Origin of the sequence: Serratia sp. UGAL515B_01, assembly GCF_033095805.1 — a bacterium.
Classification (GTDB): Bacteria; Pseudomonadota; Gammaproteobacteria; order Enterobacterales; family Enterobacteriaceae; genus Chania.
The window spans coordinates 3,272,364-3,297,629 of record NZ_CP109901.1 but is presented as its reverse complement, the minus strand read 5'-3'; the positions used below and the strand labels follow the sequence as shown (position 1 = coordinate 3,297,629).

Below are 25,266 nucleotides of genomic sequence, written 5' to 3'. Positions count from 1 at the left end.
AAACTCATGAGCACCTCTCGCATGCCTGCACTTTTTCTTGGCCACGGCAGCCCAATGAACGTTTTGGAGGATAATCGCTATACGCAAGCATGGCGTGCGTTGGGTGAGCAACTGCCGCGGCCTCGGGCGATTGTCGCTGTCTCCGCCCACTGGTACACCAGGGGAACGGCAGTGACAGCGATGGCGTATCCAAAAACTATTCACGACTTTGGCGGCTTTCCAAAGGCACTGTTTGATACTCAGTATCCGGCACCGGGTTCGCCTGAGTTGGCGGCAGAGCTACAAAACTTGTTGTCGCCCATTGAGGTGATCGCTGATATCCACGAATGGGGATTGGACCATGGCAGTTGGGGAGTACTGATCAAGATGTACCCACAAGCCGATATCCCGGTGGTACAACTGAGTATCGATGGTACCCAGCCAGCAGAATACCATTATCAACTGGGGCAAAAATTGGCAGTGCTGCGTGAACGAGGGGTTATGATCGTTGCCAGTGGTAACGTGGTGCATAACCTGCGCATGGCGAAATGGCACGGCGATACCAGCCCGTACCCTTGGGCGGAGTCATTTAATCGTTATATTATTGATAATCTTAGCTATCAAGGTCTGCATCATCCGTTGGTGAACTTTATGCAACACGAAGGTGCGGCACTGTCCAATCCAACGCCTGAACACTATCTGCCGTTGCTGTATGTATTGGGAGGTTGGGATGGTAATGAGCCCATTTCGATCCCGATTGATGGCATCGAAGTGGGCGCATTGAGTATGCTTTCAGTACAGGTCGGCTGATTTTTAGTTTCCAGGGGCAGTAAGCAACAGCTCTGTCATCAGTCGAGGATGATATGAGGATAGAAACGTGACAGATCCTGAGTGATCAGTTCGCGATCTTCACGAAGACCAATACCACAGGGTTGATCGTTAACCAGCCAACTACCAATTAGCGTATAGCTCCCTTCAAACTTCGGTAGCGGGTGGAACTGTTGCACGATCATGCCTTCTTCGCCATAGGGGCCTTCAACGCGAGCTACCTCTTGGCCATTTTGCACGATCTGAATATTTGCACCTTCGCGTGAGAACAGCGGTTTGGTGACGTAATGTTCTAGTGGTGGGTGAGCGTCTTCTGCAAAATAGGCCGGTAAAAGGTTAGGGTGATTCGGGAACATTTCCCAGAGCAACGGTAGCAACGCTTTGTTGGATATTATGCTCTTCCAGGCTGGTTCGAGCCAACGAACTCCCGCATCTTCCAATTTGGTGGAAAACATCTCGCGCAGCATAAACTCCCACGGGTAGAGCTTAAACAGATTACTGATGACCTGATCTTGCACATCGGTAAACTGCCCCCTCTCTCCTAGGCCGATCTCGTCCATAAACATGAACTCGGTCGGTAAACCGGCTTCCAACGCACAATCTTGCAAATATTGTACCGTGCCGCGATCTTCTTCGCTGTCCTGGCTGCAGGCCAGATGAAGCAGATTAAAACCGTGGTTCGCTTGCAGGTCAGCAAAGCGCTCGATCAGTTTTTCCTGCAGGCTATTGTACTGATCTGACTCAGAGGGCAACTTACCCGCGCTGACTTGATCTTCAAGCCATAACCATTGGAAGAAAGCCGCCTCATATAACGAAGTTGGTGTATCGGCGTTGTTTTCCAGTAACTTAGGTGGGTTGACTCCGTCGTAGGCCAGATCGAGACGTGAATACAAGGAAGGTTGGTTTGTTCGCCACGAACTGCGCACAAAATCCCACGTATGTTTGGGAATGCGGAACTTGGCCATCAGCAGGTCGCTGTTAACCACTTTCTCAACTACTTGGAGGCACATTTGGTGTAGGTCGGCAGTGGCACTTTCTATCTCTTCGATTTGTGCCAGTGTGAATTGGTAATAGGCATCTTCACACCAGTAAGGTTCTCCGTACATGGTGTGGAACTGGAAACCAAATTCAGTCGCCTTTTCGCGCCAGTCCGGACGCTCGGTAATCGCAACACGTTTCATGCATTAACCGCCCATACTACGTGAGCTGGAGTTGGAGGTTGCACTGCTACGCTGCATGCTGGTCTGTTGTTTAGCTACGGTTTCACCGAAACCTCCGCGTGTGACGGTATTGGTCACTGCGGGTTTTGGTGCCATTGCGGTTTTAGGGACCGTCATGGTGCGTCCGCCAGCTGTTGCAGGGCCATAGCTTTTGCCAGTGGCGTCAACAAACTTACCATTTGCAGGGCTGGCAGCATTTTTGGATGTAAACAGCGGTTGTTGCGCATAGCTACCGCCACCCATCATGCGGCCCATCATGTAACCAGCCATCAGTGGCATCCAAAAACTGCCGCTGCTTTGCGATTCTGCCGCCATCCCCGCCTGTGCAGGAGCCTGTGTACACTGTGCTTCGCCAAATTCGGCCACGCAATCTTCACGGGTGGCGTATTTAGGGGCGGTTTTTTCTGCTTCTTTCATCGCGTTGTTGTACGCAGTGGTGCATTGTTCGCTCATTGACGGGTTAGCGCGGGAACAATCGTCTGCATTCTGATACAAAGAAACGGTTTCATCGGCCTGTTCGCAGCCGGCCAGCATCAAGACTGCGCTGATCGCCAAAGCTACGGGCGCTGCGCGGTAGCTGCGCCAGGATTTGCGGAATGTCTCTTTGTTTATGTTCTTTGTCCGTTTCATCGATATTAATCCCATCATTCGGGCTGTATTCGCCCTTACCCAGTAGTTACGTAAGGATAGGGGAAACATGGTCATAATTAAAGCCGAAAAGCCCGTATACTCGACTCTTTACGCAGTTATACGTAAGGTTGCGAGCCAGTTCGCTTATGCTCAAAAAAACCAGAGATGCCACTCACGTCAAAACGCTATAAAAGGCATCGAATCATATCATGCTGCAAGTATGTCCCCGTTGAACAAGGGGCACTCTATTGTACCGAAAGGTTGTTTGTACAGTTGGTGGCGAGATGAAGGGGAAACGGGGCCTGGTATTGCAGTGCCCCGTGCTCACTCAACCGATCAGTTGCTTGATGGATTGGTGTTTGGCGCGTTTTTTGCGCTAGCTCGAGCGACAGGCGCTGATGATGACGTGTTGGCGCCGTTGTAACTGTCTACCCGGTTATCCAGGGATGACGTTGGAGGTGCAACAACATCTGGTGCGGTTGATGTCGGTTTACCCAACGCCCCGTTTAACATCATCAGATCGTTTTCATTCAACGTACCGAGTGCAGATTTGATATTCAATTCGTTGATCAAATAATTATAGCGAGCACTGGAAAGTAACTGCTTGGCACTATAAAGAGCAGAGGTAGCGTTCAATACGTCGACAATGGTACGTGTACCCACTTCATAACCAGCTTCTGTTGCTTCAAGAGAGCTTTGTGCAGAAATCACCGCTTGCTTGTAGGCGTTGATACTGCTGATGGAGGCGGAGACGTTATTGAAGGAGGAACGTACGGTTTGCACTACGCCACGGTGTGCACTTTCCAATTGCTCACTTGCACCGACGAAATTGTATTTCGCCTGCTGCACTTGGGAGTTAGTTGCGCCACCGCTGTAAAGCGGCAGGTTAAGGCTGACACCAACCTGATTCTGGCCGTTATTCGCGTTAGGTGAATTGTTGTTAGAACCGTTATTCCTGGTATTACTGACGTTGCTAGAGGCATTCAGATTTACGGTTGGCATATAACCGGTTTCCGCAGACTTGATTTGCTCGCGAGCCAAATCCTGGCTCAGTCGGGCAGAAAGCAGGCTCAGGTTACGGCCTTCTGCTTCTTTGAGCAGGTTATTAACGGCATCTGGACGTTTGGTGGAGAATTTATCTGTATCCAGCGAAGCCAGTTCCGGGTAGAAAACACCGGTTATCTGGCGCAGTGATTCTAATGCGTTATCCAGATTGTTGCGGGCAGTCACTTCGTTTGCCAGAACGGTATCGTAGTTGGATCGGGCGTTCTGCACGTCGGTAATGGCAACCAGGCCCACATTGAAACGCTGGGTGGTTTGATCCAGTGTCCGATACACTGCCTGTTTGTTTGCCTGGGTGAATGACAGGGCATCTATTGCCTGCAACACGTTAAAATAGGCAGTAGCGGTATTCAAGATCAAACTCTGCGAAGCAGCCTGATATGTGACATCGGATATACCAGCGGTTTTTTCTTGCAACGTCAGTATACGCCACCTGGACATGTCAAAGATTGTTTGAGTTAACGTCAAGGCCCCGTTGGTGGTATTGCTGTTGACGCCGTTTGCATCACGGAAACCGTTATTGTAGGTATAACCTGCAGATAACCCAAGCTGCGGTAGTAATGGGCTACGTGTCTCGTTAATCTTTTCATACGCGGCATCACGGTCTGCAGCTATTTTACGCAGGTCTGGGTTGCTTTCTCTGGCCTGTTTGTAGACCTGCAGCAAGTTTTCTGCCTGGCTCATGGTACTGAAGCCGCACAGGCTCAGTCCGATAAGAAGGGGGAGCAGTTTCTTCATTTGCATTCCTTGTTGTGCAGCAATATTGCTAAGTTAGCGCTGACGATAGACCAAATAATTGCTGATTCTAGCAGAGTCTGCCAGTCGCTGAAGGTGGCTTAATGTGCCATCTTACGGAACTTTTACTTTTCATGACGCGATACACAAGTTACTTCGATATGCAGGTAGATAGCAACTGAGCGACAAATTGGTCAGGAACCGGTTTGAACAACGTTTGTGTTGTCCGTTGGGAGAGCTAAAGCAGCCAAATTGCCTTGCATATTGAAAGACGACGGGTATTTAGCCTGATACTTGACTATTTGTATAGGCGTCACCTGATATCATGGTTCACAATCTAACACAAAGCCGGAAAATAAAACTCAGACGTTTCTGTCATCAAAACCGTTTATATTCAAGGCATAATTTAATAGGAAAATTCGCAGATGAATGATTCACAACTTTCACCCGTCACCCTTGGTAAAAATGACATAGAAATTATTACACGTGAGACGCTATATCGTGGTTTTTTTTCGCTTAATTTATATCGATTTCGCCATCGTCTATTCAATGGGGAAATGAGCGGCGAGGTAAAACGTGAGATTTTTGAGCGCGGACATGCCGCAGTATTGCTACCCTATGATCCAGTAAGAGATGAAGTTGTGCTGATTGAACAGTTGCGGATCGCAGCACTTGATACCTCAGCTTCCCCTTGGTTACTGGAAATGGTGGCAGGTATGATCGAACCCGGAGAGAGCGTTGAAGATGTATGCCGCCGTGAGGCGCTTGAGGAAGCGGGTATTATCGTTGGGCGTTGTCGGCCTGTGCTGAGCTACCTGGCTAGTCCTGGAGGAACCAGCGAGCGTCTATCGATTATGGTTGGGGAGGTCGATGCCCTAACGGCTGAAGGGGTTCACGGATTGGCCGAGGAGAATGAGGATATCCGTGTCCATGTGGTCAGCCGTGAACAGGCGTGCCGCTGGGTGGAAGAAGGCGCGATTGATAACGCAGCATCAGTGATTGCATTGCAGTGGCTGGCGTTGCACCATGAATCGCTGACAGCAGAATGGGCCAACTAAATGCAAAAGCGTTATACCCCTGATTTTCCTGAAATGATGAGATTGTGTGAAACCAACTTCGCACAATTGCGGCGTTTGCTGCCGCGAAACGATGAAGTGGGTGAAACGCTAACTTATCAGGTGAATGGTGCCCGTTATCGGCTGACTATTGTTGAATCTACACGTTATACCTCGTTGGTGCAGATTGAGCAGACTGTACCCAGCATCAGTTACTGGAGCCTGCCGGCAATGTCGGTACGGCTGTATCACGATGCGTTGGTTGCGGAAGTGTGTTCAAGTCAGCAGATCCATCGTTTTAAAGCGCGCTATGATTATCCGAATAAAAAATTGCATCAACGAGATGAAAAGCACCAAATTAACCAGTTTCTTGCTGATTGGTTGCGCTACTGTTTGACGCATGGAGCAATGGCAGTTCCTGTTTGTTAGACAGACTGAATGATCAAAGGATACCATTTGGAAAGCCTTTTTAGACTACCTATGGCAAATGGGGCCAGGGTCAGGATACTACAAATAACAGATACCCATCTTTTTGCCGGCAAAAATGAGACCTTGCTTGGTATCAATACCTATGCCAGTTACCACGCGGTGCTGGATGCGATTATCATGCAGCAGTGTGGGTGTGATTTGATTGTTGCCACAGGCGATCTGGCGCAGGATCACTCCCCGGCTGCGTATCGGCACTTTGCCGAAGGGATTGGCCGCCTACCAGCCCCTTGTTTCTGGTTGCCTGGCAATCACGATTTCCAACCCGCTATGGTCGATGTCTTGGCTGGTGCCGGGATCGCTCCCTCGAAGCAAATTTTGCTGGGGGAGAACTGGCAGATTTTGCTATTAGACAGTCAGGTTTTTGGTGTGCCGCATGGCGAACTCAGTGAATACCAACTGGAATGGATGGAACGTTGTCTGTCGGCTTATCCAGAACGTCATACATTGCTGTTGCTTCACCATCATCCATTACCTTCAGGGTGCACCTGGCTTGATCAACATAGTTTACGTAATCCACATATGTTGGCGAGTATTCTGTCGCGCTATGAAAAAGTGAATACATTGTTGTGTGGACACATTCATCAGGAGCTTGATCTAGACTGGCAAGGGCGTCGTGTATTGGCATCGCCGTCTACCTGCGTGCAATTCAAACCACACTGCACCAATTTTACCATCGACGACGTTTCTCCAGGCTGGCGCTGCCTTGACTTGTTGCCTGATGGTAGGGTAGAAACTCGGGTGTTCCGGTTGGAGAACGATGATTTCCGCCCCGACATGAACTCGGACGGTTACTGATGCCATCAACATTACTTTATTTGCACGGTTTCAACAGTTCGCCGTTGTCAGCGAAAGCCACAGCGTTGAAAATCTGGCTGGCTGAACACCATCCTGAAATCTCCATGTTAGTACCACAACTTCCCCCGTATCCGTCTGAAGCAGCAGAACTGCTTGAGGATCTGGTCATGACGAGGGCAGGCCAGACGATGGGGATCGTGGGTTCTTCTTTAGGTGGCTACTATGCGACCTGGCTCTCGCAATGTTTTGCGCTGCCTGCCGTGGTGGTAAATCCTGCTGTGAAGCCATTTGAGTTGTTGCTCAACTATGTTGGCCAGAACGAGAACCCCTACACTGGACAGCAATATGTGTTAGAGTCACGCCACGTTTATGATCTGAAAGTGATGCAGATTGATCCTTTGGAATCACCAGATTTAATCTGGTTGTTGCAACAAACTGGCGATGAAATTCTCGACTATGGTCAGGCTGTGGCTTATTACACTGCTTGTCGGCAAACGGTAGAATCTGGAGGAAGTCACGCCTTTGTTGGTTTTGAGTACTACTTCCCTCAGATTGTGGATTTTTTAGGGCTATGACATTGTTGCAATTTTAGATACCGCAGGCACACCCAGACGATTTGGCGTTGCTGATCATGGGCAACGGTACAAGGCCCGATGCACCTGCCGAGGCAGGTGATTTGGAAGACGAACGTCCAGCAGCTTAATGCCCCAAGGGTTATACTGAATTGGCGGTTCCGGCACCTATCTTAACCACGAAAAATAATCAACGATGACTCAATCCAGCTATAACGCTGATGCCATTGAAGTACTCAGCGGTCTAGAACCAGTGCGCCGTCGTCCAGGTATGTATACCGACACGACGCGCCCGAATCACCTTGGTCAAGAGGTGATTGATAACAGTGTCGATGAAGCGTTGGCTGGCCATGCCAAGCGCATTGACGTGATCCTGCACGCCGACCAATCACTTGAAGTGATTGATGATGGGCGCGGCATGCCGGTAGATATCCATCCGGAAGAGGGGGTGCCTGCCGTTGAGCTGATCCTCTGTCGTCTGCACGCGGGAGGCAAATTCTCCAATAAAAACTACCAGTTCTCCGGCGGTCTGCATGGTGTAGGGATATCGGTGGTTAACGCCTTGTCAAAACGTGTTGAGGTCAACGTTCGCCGTGATGGCAATGTGTACAGCATCGCTTTTGAAAACGGCGATAAAGTGCAAGAACTGGCGATCACCGGAACTTGTGGTAAACGCAACACCGGGACCAGTGTGCATTTCTGGCCGGATGAGCAATTTTTTGACAGTCCGCGTTTCTCGGTTTCACGCCTTTCTCATCTGTTGAAAGCCAAAGCAGTGTTGTGCCCCGGTGTCGAAATTTACTTTATTGACAAGGTTAACAACACCGAGCAGCGCTGGTGTTACCAAGACGGCCTGACCGACTATCTGATGGAAGCGGTGAATGGTCTGATTACCCTCCCAGAAAAGGCATTTGTTGGTAATTTTGCCGGTGATACCGAAGCTGTGGACTGGGCGTTGTTATGGCTACCGGAAGGCGGTGAGCTACTGACGGAGAGTTACGTTAACTTGATCCCGACGATGCAAGGGGGAACCCATGTCAACGGTCTACGCCAGGGGTTGTTGGATGCGATGCGTGAGTTTTGCGAGTTCCGTAACATCTTGCCACGAGGTGTAAAGCTTTCCGCAGAGGACATTTGGGATCGTTGCGCTTATGTGTTGTCGGTGAAAATGCAGGATCCGCAATTCGCCGGGCAAACCAAAGAACGTCTTTCTTCCCGTCAGTGTGCGGCCTTTGTTTCTGGTGTTGCAAAAGATGCATTCAGCCTGTGGTTGAACCAGAACGTTCAGGCTGCCGAACAACTGGCTGACCTGGCGATCTCCAGTGCTCAACGCCGTCTGCGGGCGGCGAAGAAAGTCGTGCGTAAGAAGTTGACCAGCGGTCCGGCTCTGCCGGGCAAATTGGCAGACTGCACCTCGCAGGATCTGAGTATGACCGAACTGTTTCTGGTGGAAGGAGATTCTGCAGGTGGTTCAGCCAAACAGGCACGCGATCGTGAATATCAGGCGATCATGCCGCTGAAAGGTAAAATCCTTAACACTTGGGAAGTCTCCTCCGACGAAGTTCTGGCTTCGCAGGAAGTGCATGATATTTCTGTGGCGATCGGTATCGACCCAGACAGTGAAGATCTTAGTCAATTGCGTTACGGTAAAATCTGTATTCTGGCAGATGCTGACTCGGATGGTCTGCATATAGCGACGTTGCTGTGTGCGCTATTTGTTCGCCACTTCCGAACTTTGGTTAAAGGTGGTCATGTCTACGTTGCTATGCCACCGTTGTATCGTATCGACTTAGGTAAAGAAGTGTATTACGCCCTTGATGAAGAAGAGAAAATCGGTGTTCTGGAACAACTGAAGCGTAAGAAGGGCAAACCAAACGTGCAGCGTTTTAAAGGGCTGGGCGAAATGAACCCGCTGCAATTGCGGGAAACGACCTTGGACCCCAATACGCGGCGTCTGGTGCAATTGGTGGTTGATGATGAAAATGTTGATCAGACAATGGCCGTTATGGACATGCTTTTGGCGAAGAAGCGTGCTGAAGATCGCCGAAACTGGCTGCAAGATAAAGGTGATACTGCCAATCTTTAAATATCTGTGCACTCAACATTGTCTATATCTTGAAGGCGCTGCGTGCAGCGCCTGACAATTCAAGGTGGAACAGATGAAGATTACCCTTGAAGAGTTGTTGGCATATACCTCAGTCGTTGATAGTGGTTCGATTACCGCTGCTGCTGGCCAGCTTGGCCAGACCACCTCGGGTATCAGCCGTGCGCTTAGCCGTCTGGAAAAAAAGCTTGATACCACCTTACTGCGCCGTACAACGCGCCGTTTGGAGTTGACCGAAGAGGGGCAGTGTTTTTTGGCTCACGCTCGGGAAATTATTCACGCGGTGGAACATGCTGAAGAGCAGATGGCGATGCGCCGCCTGATACCGGCTGGGCTGCTGCGGGTCAATGCCGCAGCACCGTTTATGGAACACGTTATTGTCCCTTTGGTTGCGGGGTTTCGCCAGAATTTTCCGCAAATTGAACTGGAACTGAACACGGATAATCTGATTATCGACCTGCTGGAAAAACGCACGGATATTGCCATTCGTATTGGTGTATTACGTGACTCAACCATCCACGCGCGCCTGCTGGGCACCAGCCGGTTACGCATTCTCGCCAGTCCGGAATATATCGCCCGTTTTGGTGCGCCACGCAGTGTAGAAGACCTGCGTCACCACAGCCTACTGGGTTTTACCCAACCAGAATCGTTAAATTTATGGCCATTGCGTAATCACCAAGGGGAGAACTTTGCGATTACGCCGACGATTTCAGCCTCCAGCGGAGAAACGTTGCGGCAACTGGCGTTACGTGGTGAAGGCATTGTTCGGCTGGCGGATTTCATGACCAGAAAAGATCAACGCGAAGGGCGTTTAATTCAGGTGCTGGAAGAGGATACTCTGGAGGTGCGCCAGCCGATTAATGCGGTGTATTATCGCAATACTCAACTGGCGGCACGTATTACCTGTTTTCTGGATTATGTCAGCGCGCATATCAATGAGCAGACTTTGTAGCTGTGCCCTCTTTTTTGCCAAGTGGCTTAAGCAAAGACTTCAGCAAGGTGTGTGCGATAGCGTGCGATGTCACCAGCGATGTCCGGTTGTTTAATCACATCATTACAAATAAAGGTTGGCAACGCTTCCATCCCCAGAAATTGGTTAGCTTTGTGGAAGTGGAGATAAACACCATCAACGCCCACACCGTGGAAAAATTGCTCAGGATCGGTAAAGGCTTGCAGTGGTGCATTCCAAGTCAGGCTCAGCATGTATTTTTTTCCTTGGATCAGGCCACCAGAACCGTATCTTTTAGCAGCATCGGAACGGGTACGACCATCGCTGGCATACAGACTTCCGTGGCCAGCTGTGAAGACTTCATCGATATATTTTTTCAGTATCCAGGGTTCACCCATCCACCAGCCCGGCATCTGGTAAATCACCGCATCGGCCCACAGATATTTCTGTACTTCGGCTTCAATGTCGTAACCATCATCCACCACGGTGACCTGTACGTCATGCTTGGCATCACGCAGGAAGCTTTCAGCAACGTCGCTGAGGGTCTGGTTCAGTTCACCGTTAGAATGGCCAAATTGTTTCTTGGCGTTAATAATTAGAATATTGCTCATGAGTATAGGGTTCCGTCAGAATAAAATAGGCGATGACAGCCACAAAGGGCAGAAGTCAGATTGCTGAAACAGAGTGTAATCCTTCCTGTGTTTGGGAAAAATGCGATATAGCGCACAACAGTGTTGACTAGAAGTCAATAAAAGCGCTATCGATGGTGCAACGCTCTCGAGAGGTAAATATCGTTGAGCGATCTGAGCGTCAACTGTGACAGCTACCCTGTAGATGAGTTACTATCGCGGGCAGAATCTTGAAATCTATTGCGATACAGCGGGTAGAGAACAGCACGTTGTCTCGTTGTCAGGGATAACTAGGCCACGGTCTGAGGATATTTGAGTAATGAGTGAACTGACTCATGACGGTGTTGAGCGTTTACCGCTGCACACATTCACTGAAAGCGCCTATCTGAACTACTCCATGTACGTCATCATGGATCGGGCACTGCCTTATATTGGCGATGGTTTAAAGCCGGTACAGCGCCGGATTATCTATGCTATGTCAGAGCTGGGGCTAAACAACAGCGCTAAATTCAAAAAATCTGCACGTACCGTCGGTGATGTGCTGGGTAAATACCATCCGCATGGCGATAGCGCCTGCTACGAAGCGATGGTATTGATGGCACAACCTTTCTCCTACCGTTACCCACTGGTTGATGGCCAGGGAAACTGGGGTGCTCCAGACGATCCTAAATCGTTTGCCGCAATGCGTTACACCGAGTCGCGTTTATCAAAGTATGCCGAAGTCTTGCTGAATGAGTTGGGACAAGGAACGGTAGAGTGGGGCGCTAACTTTGACGGTACGATGCAGGAGCCGAAGATGTTACCCGCGCGCCTGCCAAACATTTTGCTCAACGGCACGACCGGGATTGCCGTGGGGATGGCGACCGATATCCCGCCGCATAACGTACGTGAAATAGCAGCGGCTGCGGTTGCCTTGATCGATAAACCGGACGCTTCACTTGATGATTTGCTGGAATTTGTGCAGGGGCCCGACTTTCCTACAGAAGCAGAAATCATCACCTCGCGCGCCGAGATCCAGAAAATCTATCAGAATGGTCGTGGTTCGATACGCATGCGTGCCATTTGGAAGAAAGAAGATGGCAGTGCCGTTATCACGGCATTGCCGCACCAGGTTTCCGGGGCTAAGGTGTTGGAGCAGATTGCCAGCCAGATGCGGGCCAAGAAACTGCCGATGGTGGAGGATTTGCGTGATGAATCCGATCACGAAAATCCGACCCGGCTGGTAATCGTACCCCGTTCAAACCGAGTGGACCTGGAACAGGTGATGAACCATCTGTTTGCTACCACCGATCTAGAACGTAGCTATCGCATCAACATGAATATGATCGGCCTGGATAACCGCCCGCAGGTGAAAGGGTTGGTAGAGATCCTCACTGAATGGTTGGTTTTCCGCCGTGATACGGTGCGTCGACGGCTGAACTATCGGCTGGAGAAAGTGCTCAAGCGGTTGCACATTCTGGAAGGTTTACTGGTTGCGTTCCTCAATATTGATGAAGTGATCCACATCATCCGTAGCGAAGATGAACCAAAGCCGGTGCTTATACAGCGCTTTAGCATCACGGATACGCAGGCTGAAGCGATCCTTGAGCTGAAGTTGCGTCATTTGGCTAAGCTGGAAGAGTTCAAGATCCGTGGTGAGCAGGATGAGTTGGCGAAAGAACGCGACCACTTGCAGGCGCTGCTGGCTTCTGAGCGCAAGCTGAATACCTTGATCAAAAAAGAGATCCAGGCGGATGCACAGGCTTATGGCGACGAGCGTCGTTCACCGCTGATGGAACGTGAAGAAGCAAAAGCGATGAGCGAGCATGATATTGTGCCGTCGGAGCCAGTGACGATAGTTCTATCTGAAATGGGGTGGGTTCGCAGCGCCAAGGGCCACGATATTGACCCTAGTGGCCTGAGCTACAAGGCCGGTGACAGCTTCCGTGCGGCAGCGCGTGGCAAGAGTAATCATCCAGTGGTGTTTATCGATTCGACCGGGCGAAGTTATGCGCTCGATCCACTGACGTTACCGTCGGCGCGTGGGCAAGGTGAGCCATTGACGGGTAAACTGACGCCACCGCCAGGTGCAACGGTGGAGCAGGTCTTGATGGCTGATGACGATAAAAAACTGCTGATGGCTTCCGATGCCGGTTATGGTTTTGTCTGTACCTTCAACGATCTGGTCGCCCGCAATCGCGCAGGTAAGGTGATGATTACTTTGCCAGAGAATGCTAAAGCATTACCGCCGATGGAGATTAACAGCGACGACGACATGCTGCTGTCTATTACTGCCGCTGGCCGTATGCTGATGTTCCCGGTAGCCGATTTGCCTCAGCTTTCGAAGGGTAAGGGTAACAAGATCGTCTCGATACCCTCGGCACAAGCCGCCACCGGCGAAGATAAACTGGCCTGGTTGTTCGTGCTACCGCCGCAAACTTCGATCACTTTGCATGTTGGCAAACGCAAGCTGAAGTTACGGCCTGAAGATCTGCAAAAATTCAGAGCTGAACGGGGCCGAAAAGGCACCTTGTTACCGCGTGGGCTGCAGCGTATTGATCGGGTTGAGTTGGATATGCCAGAGCGCGTATCAACCGGTGATAGCGAAGAGTAAGCCGGGGTTAACTATCGGCGATGCGCGTCACTGAGTTAAATTTTACGGCATTATAGTTACAGTGTTGTTCGCCTGCTGGCACTAAAAAACATTACTGTAACTTTAAGTACGATAGTGATTTGGGCACCCGGCGGCCCTCCATATAAAAGGCGCTTTCGCAGTCATGTCCTGCCATTCTGGGGTTTAATGCTGTGTCAGTTGTGTGCTAGTGAGGTTGTTATGTTATTGATATTGCGTGCGATTATCGTTTTGATTTACTCTGTTTTGGTATGTATTCTCGGTTCGGTTTACTGCTTGTTCAGCCCACGTAATCCCAGCCATGTAGCGACTTTTGGCCATCTGTTTGGCCGCTTGTCAACGGTATTTGGCTTGAAGGTTGAAATCCGTAAACCTGCTAACGCAGCGCATAACGGCAAGTGCATTTATATTGCCAACCATCAGAATAACTACGATATGGTCACGGCCTCTAATATTGTGCAGCCACGTACTGTGACCGTAGGCAAGAAAAGCCTGTTGTGGATACCATTCTTTGGGCAGATCTATTGGTTAACCGGTAATCTTTTGATCGATAGAGAAAATCGTGCCAAGGCGCATGGGACTATTGCTCAGGTGGTTGAAGCCATTAAAGAGAAAGATATTTCTATCTGGATGTTCCCTGAGGGGACTCGCAGCCGAGGCCGGGGCTTGTTACCCTTCAAAACCGGTGCATTTCATGCTGCGATTGCGGCTGGGGTGCCGGTTGTTCCGATTTGTATTTCTACCACCAGCGGCAAGATTAACCTGAACCGCTGGAATAATGGCCATGTGATCGTAGAGATGCTCGAACCGGTTGAAACCAGCGGTTACAGCAAAGAGCAGGTGCGTGAAGTTGCTGCCCGTTGCCATGAGCTGATGAAGGCGAAGATTGAACAGCTGGATGCTGAAGTGGCACAGCTTGACGCCACAAAAAAATAAATTAATTAGCAGGCCAATATCATCGGTTTAAGGTCGCCCTGTTATTTTCGGTGAGAAGGCCGGTGCGGGAACGAGCGGTATTATTTTCAGGCCCCAATGGCTTGACCACATTGGCTCTTTTCATTTGCTTTGGTTTTTCTTCATGGAGAAAATATGTCACTCAGTCGACGTCAGTTTATTCAGGCATCGGGCTTGGCACTCTGCGCCGGAACGGTACCACTGAAAGCTGAGGCGAGCGGCACGCAAACCCTGTTACCCATTCCGCCTTTGTTAGAGTCCCGTCGCGGTCAGCCATTGTTCTTAACCATGCAGAATGTGCACTGGGCTTTTATGAACAACCGCAAAGTGTCTGTCTGGGGCATCAACGGTATGTATATGGGGCCTACAGTGCGAGTGTACAGTGGCGATGATGTTAAGTTGATTTACAGTAATCACCTTACTGAACCGGTCTCGATGACGATCTCTGGGTTACAGGTGCCGGGCACGTTGATGGGGGGGGGGCCGCGGATGATGTCGCCTAATGTCGACTGGTCACCTGTCATACCTGTTCGCCAGGCCGCTGCTACCTGTTGGTATCATGCCAACACGCCGAATCGTATGGCTCACCATGTCTACAACGGTTTGGTCGGTTTATGGCTGGTTGAAGATGAAAACAGCAAAAATCTGCCGTTGCCGAAGCACTACGGCGTTGATGATTTTCCGCTGATCATTCAGGACAAGCGGCTGGATAACTTTGGCTTGCCTGAATACACTCCCCCTGCTCAGGGCGGTTTTATGGGTGACACGCTTTTGGTCAACGGTGTACAAAATCCGTTTGTTGAAGTATCCCGTGGATGGGTGCGTTTACGCCTGTTGAACGCATCTAATTCGCGGTGCTACAACTTACAGTTAAGCGATGGGCGGGCGATCAACGTGATTGCAGGCGATCAGGGCTTTCTGCCAGCGCCGGTAGCGGTACAACAACTTGCTTTGGCACCGGGTGAACGCCGTGAAGTACTGATAGATATGTCAAAGGGAGATGACGTTTCTATTACTGCCGGTGAAGCAGCAGGGATTATGGATCGCTTACGTGGCCTGTTCGAACCTTCGAACAAGCTTATTTCTACCCAGGTGTTGACGCTGAAGCCTACGGGGTTATTGTCACTGGTTACGGACACACTCCCCAGGAACCTGCTGACTAATCAGGTTCTGGAAGGTAAGAGCATTCGTACGCGTGAATTCCGCTTGGGTGATAGCGTGACAGGGATTAATGACGCTCTCTGGGACATGAACCGCATTGATGTGCAAGCGATGCAGGGAACGTGGGAGCGTTGGAATATTCATGCCGATCGGCCACAGGCATTCCATATTCAAGGTGTACAGTTTCTGATAAAACGGGTGAATGGCGCACAACCGATGGCAGAGGACCGCGGCTGGAAGGACACCGTCTGGGTCGATGGTGAGGTTGAGTTACTGGTGAACTTCAATCAGGTTTCTTCCAAGCACTTTCCGTTCTTGTTTTACAGCCAGACGTTGGAGATGGCCGACCGTGGCTCAACGGGGCAGTTTGTGGTGCAGGAAACGGCTTAAGTAAAACTTGAATCACCCCGGGTGTAGAGTGCAGGGTAAAATGCAGTAAGGCTCAGTAAGAATGAACTGAGCCTTGGAAAATCAGGCAGGAAAACGCTGTTGTAACTGTTGCCAGTCTGGTGCTCCGGCCGCTCCTCGATGGGCTACTATGTAGGCTGCGACACGGTTAGCCAAATCGACAGCCTGCGGCAGCGGCCACCCAGCGGAAAGACCGGCAAGTAAGCCTGCACAGTGCGCATCACCGGCGCCAATCGTATCGACTACTTCAACAGGATAAACAGGAACATGATGTGGCGCATTGCGGCCATCACAAATCCAGGCACCGTCACGATCCAGGCGGCAGATGAGCGTAATGTTATGTGAAGCCGCATAACGCTGAGCCGTGCTGACGGGGTCGCCTTCACCACACAGGATAGTCACTTCATCGCGGTTCAGTGTAAGTAGCGTATTGCTATCACTAAGCATGGCAAAAAACGATTCGTCCAGTTGACCGATGCGTGGGCCAGGATCAATCAGCCGCCATTGATCGAACGGCAGACGTGTTAGCCATTCGCGCAATGCTTCGCCAGGCTCCCCCACCATTTCACAACCATTGGCATAGACCACCGTTTCTGGTGTGAGCGGCAGAGTGGCTAATTGCGCTTTGTTCCATTGCGTCTCACAGCCCGTCACCGTGATAAACGTGCGTTCACCGCTTGGTTCTACTAATGCCAAACACCAGCCATTATCTTTCTGGCCGTGGCGTAACAGCACCGGTAAATCGAGCTGTTGCATGGCGGCCTCAATGGCACTCCCCCATTCACCGTTACCAACAGGAATACCGTTGACGACGGGAACATTCAGACAGCGAAGTGCGCGCGCTACGTTGAAGGCACAACCACCAATTTGCCGCTCTTGTGGTTGCGCTTCGATATCTTGACCACTGATTGGCAGGTTTAGCAAAGTGAGGACGATATCGCCTACGGCCCCACCCACAACCAAAATCGGTGTTACTGCAACAAAATCACTCATTGACGTCCCCGGTTATTGGCCAAATAAAAACCATAAGCGAACAGGCTGGCCAGGAAGGAAACGAATAGCTCCTGGCTGGGATCGGCAAACAGGCCTTTGGCCAATGGGCCATCAATAAAACCGGTTTTGGTCATCATCAATCCACAGAGTGCCACGAGAAACCAGCATAGCAGTGGAACGTTCTGTATACCGCGATTTTTACCTTTCAGGCCATAGAGAGCATGACGACCTTTGCTTGCTAACAGTGTATCCATCAGTGCGACGGCCTGTTGCGTGTCGTCGGTGAATTCCCCGGCGACAAATCCGTTTGCTGCTATATTTTCCTCTGGGCCAGGCAAGAAGTAAGTTATCCGACCAAAATAATCACGAACTCGCTGTAATGGCCAAAGTTCTGATGGCATCCTCATTGCATCGCCAACGGCCTGCCCGTAAAGCGTGCCGAGAATGGCATGGTGAGGATCCTTTGTTTTTCCCATTTATTTACTGTTCCCTTGCGTTGCCGCCTAATGTCAAAAAACATCGACTACGATAACGTTATGTGTGAAATGGATTCAATTAAAGTCCAATGATTAATGAATGTGATGCCAACCTATTTTCAACTCACTCACTGAGATGTTCTTAATCTTGAGCGTGATAAATATGATCGAGATGACGCGCTTGATAAGCGTAAAAGGTAAGGGACTATGAAGGATTTGACTGTCTGGCTTCAGCAGCAGTTTTTGCAGGCTGCGGCGGCGCCACGCTATATTCAGCTGGCGACAACGATCGAGGTGGCTATCAAGCAACATGTGTTAGAGGTGGGGGATTTCTTGCCGCCAGAGCGGGCAATAGCTCAAGTTCTTGATGTGTCGCGCGTGACCGTCAGCAAGGCGATGAAACTATTAGAAGAGAAAGCACTGGTTTCACGCCAACAGGGGAGTGGAACGCGTGTCGCAATGCATATCGGTTATTCTCTCAACCCTGATCAAGGCTTTACCGCTCAGGTGCTGCGCAGTGGCAGCAGCGTTAGTAACCACTGGTTGCTGCGTATCCGAACGACCGCACCTGCCGATGTGGCCAAGGCGCTGGAACTCGAAGGGAACAGTGTGGTGGTTAAACTGTGCCGTTTGCGGTTGACGGAGGGCAACCCGGTTTCGTTGGAAACCACTTATATACCGCCTCATTTCCTGCCTGACCCCGAACAACTGGAACACTCGCTTTATGCCCTATGGCAGTCGCGCGGTATCGTGCCGGAAGGAAAACATTTTCTGTTGAAGGCGGTCACCTGTAATGAAGAAAATGGCAGCTTGCTTAATATACACAGTGGCACACCCTTGTTGCGGATTGTTCAGACCAGCCGCAATGCGCAAGGTGAAGTATTGGAGTTGAGTGAAACACTGTGTCGCAGTGATATTTATGAGTTTGAGGTGAATAGCTGAGTAAATTGAGAAATAACCATGCTCTTTTGTCATGGAGTGCGTATAATCGCCGCCCGGCGATAAATTAACCTGTACAAGAGTACCCGTAATGAGCAGCATCAGCCTGATCCAACCTGAACGTGAACTGTTTTCTTACAAACCTTATTGGGCCGAATGTTTTGGCCCCGCGCCATTCTTGCCGATGTCGCGTGAAGAAATGGACCAACTGGGTTGGGACAGCTGTGATGTGATTATTATCAGCGGAGACGCCTATGTCGATCATCCGAGTTTTGGCATGGCGATCGTTGGCCGCATGCTGGAAGCTCAGGGTTTTCGCGTTGGGATTATTGCTCAACCGGACTGGAGTAATAAACAAGATTTTATGCGTTTGGGCAAACCGAACCTGTTCTTCGGTGTGACTGCGGGCAACATGGATTCCATGATCAACCGCTACACGGCCGATCGCAAGCTACGCCATGACGATGCCTATACGGCAGGTAACGTCGGGGGGAAACGCCCCGACCGTGCCACTTTGGTCTACAGCCAACGCTGTAAAGAAGCCTATAAAGATGTGCCAATCGTTTTAGGGGGCATCGAAGCCAGCCTACGGCGGATTGCGCACTATGATTACTGGTCTGATACCGTGCGCCGTTCGGTGTTGGTTGATTCCAAAGCCGATATTCTGATTTACGGCAACGGCGAGCGTCCGCTGGTGGAGTTGGCACACCGCCTTGCGGCAGGTGAGAATATTGCGGATATCCACGATATTCGCAATACCGCTGTGATGCGTAAACAGCCATTACCGGGTTGGAGTGGTGTAGACTCTACTCGTCTGGATAAACCAGGCCGTATTGAACCTATCCCTAACCCTTACGGTGAAGATTTACCTTGCGCCGATGGTGGTAAGCCAGAGCCTGAAGCCAAACCCGTTACCGTGCGTGCAGCCAAACCAAAACCGTGGGAAAAGACTTATGTACTGCTGCCTTCCTTTGAGAAGGTGAAAGCCGATAAAGTCTTGTATGCTCACGCTTCCCGTATTCTGCACCATGAAACCAACCCTGGCTGTGCACGTGCACTGATGCAAAAACATGGCGATCGCTATGTCTGGATCAATCCACCAGCCATCCCACTCACTACGCCGGAAATGGACAGCGTGTTTGGCTTGCCTTATCAGCGTGTGCCGCACCCATCCTATGGTGAAGAGCGCATTCCGGCCTATGACATGATCCGCTTCTCGGTGAATATCATGCGTGGATGCTACGGGGGCTGTTCATTCTGCTCGATTACCGAGCACGAAGGGCGCATTATCCAGAGCCGTTCGGAAGACTCCATCGTGCGTGAGATTGAAGAGATCCGCGACAAGGTTCCAGGCTTTACCGGAGTTATTTCCGATTTGGGTGGCCCAACGGCTAATATGTATATGTTGCGCTGCACCAATCCGCGTGCAGAGCAAACTTGCCGCCGTGCGTCCTGCGTGTATCCAGAAATCTGTACCTATATGGATACCAACCACGAGCCGACCATCAAGCTTTATCGCCGTGCCCGAGAGCTGGAAGGGATCAAGAAAATCCTGATCGCTTCCGGTGTGCGTTACGATCTGGCGGTAGAAGATCCGCGCTATATCAAGGAACTGGCGACGCACCACGTCGGCGGTTACTTGAAAATTGCGCCGGAGCATACCGAAGACGGCCCACTGTCCAAGATGATGAAACCTGGTATGGGCAGTTACGATCGTTTTAAGCAACTGTTCGACCAGTATTCCAAACAGGCGGGTAAAGAGCAGTACCTGATCCCTTATTTCATCTCTTCACATCCTGGTACCCGTGATGAGGATATGGTCAATTTGGCACTGTGGCTTAAGAAAAACCGTTTCCGTCTTGATCAGGTGCAGAATTTCTACCCATCACCAATGGCAAACTCCACGACCATGTATTACAGCGGCAAGAACCCGTTGGGTAAAGTGGGATATAAAAGTGAAGAGGTGTTTATTCCACGTGGCGAACGTCAACGCCGCTTGCACAAAGCGCTGTTGCGTTATCACGATCCGCTCAATTGGCCATTGATCCGTAGCGCGCTGGAAGAAATGGGTATGAAACACCTGATTGGCGGCCGCCGCGAGTGTTTGGTTCCAGCCCCGAGCCTTGACGAACAGCGTGAAGCCAAACGCCTGCAACGCAGTACCCGTCCTGCGTTGACCAAACATACCGATATCACCCGCCAGCGCACGCCAACTAACAAACCGCCGCGTAAGCCGGTTCGCAGTACCAAAGCCTGAGCAAAAGGCGCTACCTGAATGGTAGTGCCTTGCTATAAATGGCTATAGGCTTTTTCAACTTTCAGCATGTAGCGAGGTGCTTGAGGAGAAGGGTGATGCTGGCGGATATGCCAGTGAAACGCCTCAGGCGACAGGCTGTTAATCATGCGGATTGCTTTCTGACGGTCATTGGAAAAGGTGCGCAACAGTGCACCTGCGCCATTGGCATAAGCCGCCTCTGTGGCATAGCGGCGTGTGACTGGGTTTTCAATCCACTTCAATTGCTGGTATTGCAGTGAACCGATATAAGCGGCTCCAAGGTCGATATTGGTCGCGGGATCGAGCAGGTCATTATCATCCGGGCAGCCCCTTTTACCTTTATAACGATAGGCATCGCAACCCGCGCCATTTGCCTTGAGTTGCATTAAACCAATGGCGTTGGAACGACTGACTGCTTGCGGGTTAAAGCCCGACTCTACCTGAATAATGGCGGTGATCAACTTTTCATCGACGCCATATTCTTTGGCTGCGTCTGCGATTTCGTCATTATAAGTCTGCGTATCATGATAGTTCGGTTGACGCTTGCTGGAACAGCTGGCCAACAGCACTGGCATGATCAATATAACCCAGCGTGGTAAGTAAGAAAGAGAGAAGGTCATACGGCTCCGTGTAAACAGTGCAATCACCAACCTGCATCTTGGGATTACATGTGGATGGCGTCAAATCTTTAAAGCATGGGGCCAACCGTGCGGCCCCATGCAAGGCTACAGTAAATCGGGGTTTGGCCCCAGACGCTTGCCGATATCCAGTTTTGCGATCTCGCTCAGCTCATCCTTATCCAGCTTAAAATCAAAAACGTCAAAATTCTCACGGATACGTGCCGCTGTTACCGATTTGGGGATGGCGATCAGACCGCTGTCCAGATGCCAGCGCAACACAATCTGTGCCGGACTCTTGTTGTACTTTTCTGCCAGCTTCTTGATCAATGCCTGATCGAATACCCCTTCTCCACCTTGGGCAAGGGGGCTCCAGGACTCGGTGATAATGTGATGGGTTGCGTTCCAGGCGTGTAGTTGGCGCTGTTGCAGCAATGGATGCAGTTCGATCTGGTTGATCACCGGGGCGACACTGGTTTCTTCAAGTAAGCGTTGCAGATGTGGAATATTGAAATTACAGACGCCAATGCTTTTTACCAGGCCTTGCTGGCGCATTTTGATCAAACTGCGCCAGGCATCGACGTATTGATCCTGAGCAGGTTTCGGCCAATGGATCAGATAGAGATCGACGTAATCGAGACGCAGCTTTTTCAGGCTGTTTTCCAGTGCCGCTTGTGGATCGTGCTGATCGTCGTTCCACAGTTTGGTAGTGATAAACAGCTCGTTACGTGGGATAGAAGCGGATTGCAGAGCTGCGCCTACCCCTTCCTCATTCTGGTAAATTGCGGCAGTATCGATAGAGCGATAGCCGATCTCCAGTGCTTGGCTAACAGCAAAGGCCGTTTCTTCGATACTGGCTTGCCAAACGCCAAGACCTAACTGCGGCATCAGGTTGCCATCGTGGAGTTTGATGATGGGCTGCATGTTTCTCTCCTTTAGGCGTGCATATCCAGTACGATCCGGTAACGGGCTTTGCCTGCGGCCAGATGTGCCATGGCATCGTTCACTTTACTGAGCGGGAAATGCTCTACTTGTGGCACAATGCTATGGCGTGCACAGAATGCTAACATCTCTGCCAACCGTGAAGGGGCACCGGTTGGCGAGGCTGAAAGCTCAGCCTGTTTGCTGATGAACGAGAATACCTGAACCGGTACCGGGTCTGGTATAGCACCGACAAAATGCAGGCGGCCTTTGGGCGCGAGCGTACTGATAAAGGCATCCCAATCCAGTGAAGCACTGGCAGTGACCAGAATAAAGTCGAGCTGGTTAGCGATGGCTTTTAACGCCGATTTATCATTGCTGGCGACTACGCGGTGTGCCCCCAGAGAAAGTGCTTCATCACGTTTGCTGGCTGATGACGTAAAGGCCGTGACTTCGCATCCCCAGGCATGCATAAAACGGATTGCCATATGGCCCAGACCACCGATACCGACGACGCCAACACGCTGCGTTGGACGCACATCGTATTGCAGTAAGGGGTTGAAAACGGTGATCCCACCACAGAACAGCGGCCCGGCACTGGTCACATCAACGCCCTCCGGTAATGGGATCGCCCAAGCCCAATGGCTGCGGATACGGTCGGCGAATCCCCCATGGCGACCAACGATGGTGGGTTGCACTTTATGGCACAGGTGTTGATCGCCAGACATACATGGGTGACAGTGCATACAACTGCCTCGGTTCCAGCCTATACCCACCACCTGACCCACTTTCAAGCCTTTATTTAGCGCATGACTGCCGAGTTGGGTCACTTTGCCGACGACTTCATGGCCGGGTACGAAAGGGTAGCGGGTCATCCCCCATTCGTTATTCAGCATCGATAAGTCGGAGTGGCAGACACCACAATAATCGATAGCAACTTCAATATCATCACTACCCAACGCACCAGCATCGAAGCTGAAGGGTTCAAGAAGTTTCCCTTTGCCTGGCGACGCCCAGGCATGAATGGTATTGTCAGCAACCATGCTTGATTGGTCTGGCATAGTATTCTCCCATGGGTTAACGAAACGCGGTGACGCGAAAAACGCAAAGGCGCAGATAGAGGTTTACTACAGCCTAAAGCCTAGCAGGAAACGACAATGTTGCTTTTATACCCTTCATACTTCAAGTTGCTTGGGTGTCGGCTACGCCTCGCTTCTCGCCCCAGTCACATAGTGGGCTATGCTCCTGGCGACTCATGGTCTTGCTGCCTACAGGCAACTCGAATTATTTTGGGGATATATACCAGCAACGAGCGGAAGTAGACATTCGCCAACACCGGTAATCGTTGCTAATACTAATAACATAGAGCCAGACTTGGGAGAAATGACACTGTGGACTACCTTTTTGACGATGTATTGCTATATCGTTCTGATGACGGTGTGCTGCTTCCCGTGGGTGAAAACGATGATAATGTCATCACGTTAACACCTGTGCTCAACAGGATGCTGATTCTTCTTATTGAAAAAAAAGGGCAATTAGTTACTCGAGAAGAGTTTCTAGAAAAAGTTTGGGATAACCATGGAAGAATCGCGTCTTCTAACACATTGACTCAGTACATTAGCACGCTGCGAAAGATTTTTTCTGACCATTTGAAAAAAGAGTGTGTTGTCACCCTGCCCAAACGAGGGTATATGTTATCTGCTGATGTTAATGTTGTCGCCCTGAGTCGCCCTGATGCAGGTCTAATTGAAGTGGACGTTGAACCCGAATCCAGCAACGACGCGCCGCTATCTGAGTCGGTAAAAGAGCATAATGACGAACGCCCCGCAGGCAAGACCATCAGTAAACGGATGATAAAAATCACACTGGCTTTATTGACAATAACATCAGTGGCAGCCGTACTCTATTTTCTTTTATTTGAGCAGATTAATAGCGATAAAAAGGTATTAGCTGCTGGGAGTATTGACCATTGCCAAATCTTTTTTTTACCTGATTACAATGCTCGTATGAAAGTAAAAAGTGACATAGATATGGATAGGGTTAAAAAACATATTAAACAGTTTGATTTAAATTGCATTGATGGTGCTGAATTCTTTTTTTATAAGAATAATACTACCGGACTACCGGTAAATATTTACAGTTTACTTAGTCGCTGCGTCAAGGATAGTGATTCTCACGATGAATGTGTCACAACTAAAATTAGTGGGCAATAGTATGAAAGTGAAATTTTTTTTCCTGGCATTGCTTACCGTTATCTTGATTATCTCCTTACTGTTTTTTTTCATCAAAAAACCGATGAACCAGGAGAGTAAGTTATGTTTGAGTACCGCAAAGTTTAAAGTGGAAAATGGTAATAATCTGCTTACTTACACTATCAGTTATCGTCTCTTCTTTAGAGGGGGGAATGGTGTGGGATATGCAGCGATGAGAGGAGTAGTGATGAAAAATGAAACTGAGTATGTCCTTGCCAGGAACGTAGCTTTTAATTATTTTGATCAAAATGGTACTAACCATTTTGAGGCGAAAATAAATGAAATGACAAAAACTGGGCAGGATAGCGTGCCTGATCTTTTAATTGAAAAATATTTCCCCTATACCATGCCCGATAAAAAAAGTTACTTCAGGATAGATGAAATAAGTCAAGGGCGTTTCCTTATTTCAGCCAATCAAGGGCCATTTTTAATCTGTAGTGGGGCTATTCAATAGATGATTTTTTGTTGCCAATATACTTATCGTACTTAGAGCTGCATGACAAAAACGGATGGCGTTTTTATCATGCAGCTCTAAGTGTTTTGTGTATAACGCTATGTTGATAGAGTGACCACTCCCATGCTGCAATCAGATGATGATGTAATCTGTTTGAG

General features: G+C 50.0%; 22 protein-coding genes and 1 pseudogene. 14 read left to right on the top strand and 9 right to left on the bottom strand.

Going from position 1 to position 25,266, the window contains the following annotated elements:
• Positions 1–6 precede the first annotated feature (6 nt).
• The gene (gene ygiD / locus OK023_RS14810) at positions 7–789 is read left to right on the top strand and encodes a 4,5-DOPA dioxygenase extradiol (RefSeq protein WP_317693451.1); all 783 of its coding nucleotides are present in this window, start codon (positions 7–9) and stop codon (positions 787–789) included.
• A gap of 38 nt (positions 790–827) precedes the next feature.
• On the opposite strand, the gene OK023_RS14805 is transcribed toward ygiD, so the two are convergent.
• From OK023_RS14805 to tolC, 3 genes are all read right to left on the bottom strand, one after another.
• Entirely contained in the window at positions 828–1,988 is a 1,161-nt protein-coding gene (locus OK023_RS14805) for a glutathionylspermidine synthase family protein (protein WP_317693450.1), read from the bottom strand.
• Positions 1,989–1,991: 3 nt separating this feature from the next.
• Entirely contained in the window at positions 1,992–2,657 is a 666-nt protein-coding gene (locus tag OK023_RS14800) for a DUF1190 family protein (RefSeq protein ID WP_317693449.1), read from the bottom strand.
• A gap of 336 nt (positions 2,658–2,993) precedes the next feature.
• Entirely contained in the window at positions 2,994–4,457 is a 1,464-nt protein-coding gene (tolC, locus tag OK023_RS14795) for an outer membrane channel protein TolC (protein WP_317693448.1), read from the bottom strand.
• 422 nt (positions 4,458–4,879) lie between these two features.
• Between tolC and nudF the strand changes: the two genes are divergently transcribed.
• The 6 genes from nudF to OK023_RS14765 all read left to right on the top strand — a co-directional run bounded on the left by nudF (position 4,880) and on the right by OK023_RS14765 (position 10,421).
• Positions 4,880–5,512, top strand: a complete 633-nt coding sequence (nudF, locus tag OK023_RS14790; protein WP_317693447.1) for an ADP-ribose diphosphatase — start codon at positions 4,880–4,882, stop codon at positions 5,510–5,512.
• Positions 5,513–5,938 (top strand): DUF1249 family protein, encoded by a 426-nt coding sequence (locus OK023_RS14785; RefSeq protein ID WP_317693446.1) that lies wholly within the window; start codon positions 5,513–5,515, stop codon positions 5,936–5,938.
• Positions 5,939–5,965: 27 nt separating this feature from the next.
• Entirely contained in the window at positions 5,966–6,793 is an 828-nt protein-coding gene (cpdA, locus tag OK023_RS14780; protein WP_317693445.1) for a 3',5'-cyclic-AMP phosphodiesterase, read from the top strand.
• Positions 6,793–7,368, top strand: a complete 576-nt coding sequence (yqiA, locus tag OK023_RS14775; protein WP_317693444.1) for an esterase YqiA — start codon at positions 6,793–6,795, stop codon at positions 7,366–7,368. The genes cpdA and yqiA overlap by 1 nt, the downstream gene beginning before the upstream one ends.
• Positions 7,369–7,561: 193 nt before the next feature.
• Complete coding sequence (parE, locus tag OK023_RS14770) at positions 7,562–9,451, top strand: DNA topoisomerase IV subunit B (RefSeq protein WP_317693443.1); 1,890 nt, start codon at positions 7,562–7,564, stop codon at positions 9,449–9,451.
• Positions 9,452–9,524: 73 nt separating this feature from the next.
• Positions 9,525–10,421, top strand: a complete 897-nt coding sequence (locus tag OK023_RS14765; RefSeq protein WP_317693442.1) for a LysR substrate-binding domain-containing protein — start codon at positions 9,525–9,527, stop codon at positions 10,419–10,421.
• Between the two features lie 26 nt (positions 10,422–10,447).
• Here the strand turns inward: OK023_RS14765 and OK023_RS14760 are convergent, their stop codons facing one another.
• Positions 10,448–11,029: an NAD(P)H-dependent oxidoreductase gene (locus OK023_RS14760; protein ID WP_317693441.1), complete on the bottom strand. Its 582-nt coding sequence runs from the start codon at positions 11,027–11,029 to the stop codon at positions 10,448–10,450.
• Positions 11,030–11,366: 337 nt separating this feature from the next.
• On the opposite strand from OK023_RS14760, the gene parC reads away from it, so the two are divergent.
• From parC to ftsP, 3 genes are all read left to right on the top strand, one after another.
• Positions 11,367–13,640 carry a DNA topoisomerase IV subunit A gene (gene parC, locus OK023_RS14755; RefSeq protein WP_317693440.1) on the top strand — a complete coding sequence of 758 codons (2,274 nt, stop codon included), beginning with the start codon at positions 11,367–11,369 and terminating at the stop codon, positions 13,638–13,640.
• A 219-nt stretch (positions 13,641–13,859) separates the two neighbouring features.
• Positions 13,860–14,594, top strand: a complete 735-nt coding sequence (locus OK023_RS14750; protein ID WP_317693439.1) for a 1-acylglycerol-3-phosphate O-acyltransferase — start codon at positions 13,860–13,862, stop codon at positions 14,592–14,594.
• Positions 14,595–14,747: 153 nt separating this feature from the next.
• A complete protein-coding gene (ftsP, locus tag OK023_RS14745; RefSeq protein WP_317693438.1) occupies positions 14,748–16,163 on the top strand; it encodes a cell division protein FtsP in 1,416 nt (471 codons plus the stop codon).
• Positions 16,164–16,244: 81 nt separating this feature from the next.
• On the opposite strand, the gene OK023_RS14740 is transcribed toward ftsP, so the two are convergent.
• Both OK023_RS14740 and OK023_RS14735 read right to left on the bottom strand, forming a co-directional pair.
• Entirely contained in the window at positions 16,245–17,174 is a 930-nt protein-coding gene (locus OK023_RS14740; RefSeq protein ID WP_317693437.1) for a PfkB family carbohydrate kinase, read from the bottom strand.
• 227 nt (positions 17,175–17,401) lie between these two features.
• Positions 17,402–17,650 (bottom strand): annotated as a pseudogene (locus OK023_RS14735) (ADP-ribosylglycohydrolase family protein); the annotation flags it as partial.
• A gap of 207 nt (positions 17,651–17,857) precedes the next feature.
• Between OK023_RS14735 and OK023_RS14730 the strand changes: the two are divergent.
• Positions 17,858–18,592 carry a GntR family transcriptional regulator gene (locus OK023_RS14730; RefSeq protein ID WP_317693436.1) on the top strand — a complete coding sequence of 245 codons (735 nt, stop codon included), beginning with the start codon at positions 17,858–17,860 and terminating at the stop codon, positions 18,590–18,592.
• A gap of 88 nt (positions 18,593–18,680) precedes the next feature.
• On the top strand, positions 18,681–20,846 hold the full coding sequence (locus tag OK023_RS14725) for a YgiQ family radical SAM protein (RefSeq protein ID WP_317693435.1): 2,166 nt from the start codon (positions 18,681–18,683) through the stop codon (positions 20,844–20,846).
• Positions 20,847–20,878: 32 nt separating this feature from the next.
• Here the strand turns inward: OK023_RS14725 and OK023_RS14720 are convergent, their stop codons facing one another.
• From OK023_RS14720 to ahr, 3 genes are all read right to left on the bottom strand, one after another.
• Positions 20,879–21,484 (bottom strand): transglycosylase SLT domain-containing protein, encoded by a 606-nt coding sequence (locus tag OK023_RS14720; RefSeq protein ID WP_317693434.1) that lies wholly within the window; start codon positions 21,482–21,484, stop codon positions 20,879–20,881.
• Positions 21,485–21,589: 105 nt separating this feature from the next.
• The gene (dkgA, locus tag OK023_RS14715) at positions 21,590–22,405 is read right to left on the bottom strand and encodes a 2,5-didehydrogluconate reductase DkgA (RefSeq protein ID WP_317693433.1); all 816 of its coding nucleotides are present in this window, start codon (positions 22,403–22,405) and stop codon (positions 21,590–21,592) included.
• Between the two features lie 11 nt (positions 22,406–22,416).
• A complete protein-coding gene (gene ahr / locus OK023_RS14710; protein ID WP_317693432.1) occupies positions 22,417–23,463 on the bottom strand; it encodes an NADPH-dependent aldehyde reductase Ahr in 1,047 nt (348 codons plus the stop codon).
• A gap of 330 nt (positions 23,464–23,793) precedes the next feature.
• On the opposite strand from ahr, the gene OK023_RS14705 reads away from it, so the two are divergent.
• Both OK023_RS14705 and OK023_RS14700 read left to right on the top strand, forming a co-directional pair.
• Entirely contained in the window at positions 23,794–24,615 is an 822-nt protein-coding gene (locus OK023_RS14705) for a transcriptional regulator (RefSeq protein WP_317693431.1), read from the top strand.
• 1 nt (position 24,616) lies between these two features.
• Positions 24,617–25,108: a hypothetical protein gene (locus OK023_RS14700; protein WP_317693430.1), complete on the top strand. Its 492-nt coding sequence runs from the start codon at positions 24,617–24,619 to the stop codon at positions 25,106–25,108.
• The last annotated feature ends 158 nt before the right edge of the window (positions 25,109–25,266 follow it).